We start from the raw sequence: 1,872 nt of genomic DNA, 5'->3' as shown, positions 1-1,872 counted from the left end.
CGCCTGGGCAACCAGCAGATCGACCTCGCCGAACTCAAGTCGGTGTTGGCCGCCTTGCCGACGGAAACCCGCGAGCAGTTGCGTGGCAACCGTGGCTCCCTGGAAACCTGGCTGCGTTCGCGCCTGGCGCAAAAGGCCGTGCTTGAACAGGCCGATGCCCAGGGCTGGCGGCAGCGCCCGGAGGTGGAGCAACAGACCCGCGCCGCCACCGAGCAGATCGTATTTCGCGACTACATGTTGTCGGTCAGCCAGGTGCCGACGGATTACCCCAGCGCCGCTGAATTGCAGCAAGCCTATGACAGCGGCAAGGCACAATGGGTGACGCCGCCGTTGTACCAGGTCAGCCAGATTTTCCTGGCCGTGAGCGACCCGCAAACCGTCGACAATGTGCGCCGCCAGGCCCAGGAGTTGAGCCGCAAGGCGCAGGCCTCGCCGGGCGAGTTTGCCGCCCTGGCCAGCCAGTATTCCCAGGACCCCGACAGCGCCCGGCGCGGTGGCGATTCCGGGATGCAGCCGTTGCAGCAACTGGTGCCTGAAATGCGCGGTGTGGTGGCGCGGCTCAAGACGGGCGGGGTGTCGGAGCCGGTGCAGAGTGCGGCGGGTTTTCACGTGCTCAAACTCACTGGGCAACAACCGGCGCGCACCGCCACGCTGGATGAACTGCGGGGCCGCTTGACCGAGGCCTTGCGTGCGCAACGCCAGGAGCAGATTGCCAAGGCCTACCTGGAAGGCATGCTCAATACCGCGACCTTGAGTATCGACGGCGCCGAGCTGAACAAGGTGCTGGAGTAAAAAACCGTATCGCCGCATTGGATGCACAGTACCCACAAGACAGGGAGTCTCCCATGGTATTTGTTGAACCGGCTGTACCCCACGGCGTCGCGCCTTATCGTGCGTCGACCGAATCCCGCGAGGCCTGGCTGGCCTTGGCGGCCGCCATCGAGCCCGAGGTGGCGCAGTATTTCCTGATCAGCGCCCGCTGTGGGTGTTTCATGCAGGCGGCTCGCAGCCTCAATATCAAGGCCACGCAGTTGCGCAAGCGCCTGGCGCAGCTGGAAGAGCAACTGCGGCGTTCGCTGTTCAGCTATCAGGGCAATGTCCTGGCCCTGAGTCGTGAAGGGCAGCAGTTGCAGGCGCAGTTGATTGCCCTGGCGCATGAGCGACGCTTGCCGGTGCTGGAGCAACCGTTGATTCGGCTGGCGGTTGCCGAGTCGATCCTGCACGACATTCTGGGGCGGGACCTGATTGCGCTGTTGCGGCGCAATGCGAGTGTGCGGCTGGAGATCATTTCCATCGACAGCGAGTTGGGGTTGCAGGCGCTGGATGCGGATGTGGTGGTGTGGTTGTCGGGGATGGATTCGCCGGGGGCGGGGCCGAGTTTTGCCATTGGGGCGCCGGAGGTGTTGGCGCGGTTGGATTATTCGCCGCATATTGCCAAGCGGTATTCGCGGTTGGCAGTGCGGCCGGACAGTATTGAAGACCTTGCGGATTATATGTTGGTGCAGTGGCAGCCGGACCGGCAGGTGGAGGCGCTGCGGCCGTGGAATAGCCTGGTGGAGCAGCGGCTGGCGGGGGTAGTGCGGGTGGAAGCGTATCCGCTGATGCTGGAGATGATTCGGTGCAGTGCGTGTATTGGGTTGTTGCCGCGGTACATGAGTTGTTTTGATCGTGGGTTGACGGCGTTGGATGGGGTATTTCTGGAGGGGATGCAGCGGCAGGTCTGGATGGGGGTGGGTGCTGATGTGCGGCATCCGCTGGAGGTGGGGTGGGTGGTGGAGATGATTCGGAATACGTTTCTTGAGCGGGGGGAGTGGTTTGATTGATTGATTGATTGAGTACATATCCGTTTCTTCGGTAACGGCTACTTATGGT

General features: G+C 62.8%; 2 protein-coding genes. Both read left to right on the top strand.

All coding sequences use genetic code 11. The annotated features are described in order from the left end of the window. Positions 1-792, top strand: a 792-nt coding sequence (locus HX846_RS32740) for a peptidylprolyl isomerase (RefSeq protein ID WP_178967001.1), incomplete at its 5' end; no start/stop codon positions are given. Between the two features lie 53 nt (positions 793-845). Next, positions 846-1,823 (top strand): LysR family transcriptional regulator, encoded by a 978-nt coding sequence (locus HX846_RS32735; RefSeq protein WP_177021677.1) that lies wholly within the window; start codon positions 846-848, stop codon positions 1,821-1,823. Positions 1,824-1,872 lie beyond the last annotated feature (49 nt).

The organism is Pseudomonas sp. K5002 (assembly GCF_013386655.1).
Lineage (GTDB): Bacteria > Pseudomonadota > Gammaproteobacteria > Pseudomonadales > Pseudomonadaceae > Aquipseudomonas.
The sequence above is the reverse complement of the archived record's forward strand: the minus strand, read 5'-3'. Positions and strand labels throughout refer to the sequence as shown.

Coding starts and splice junctions, on each gene's coding strand:
- HX846_RS32735 (WP_177021677.1), top strand. CDS start 846: ATGGTATTTGTTGAACCGGCTGTACCCCACGGCGTCGCGCCTTATCGT.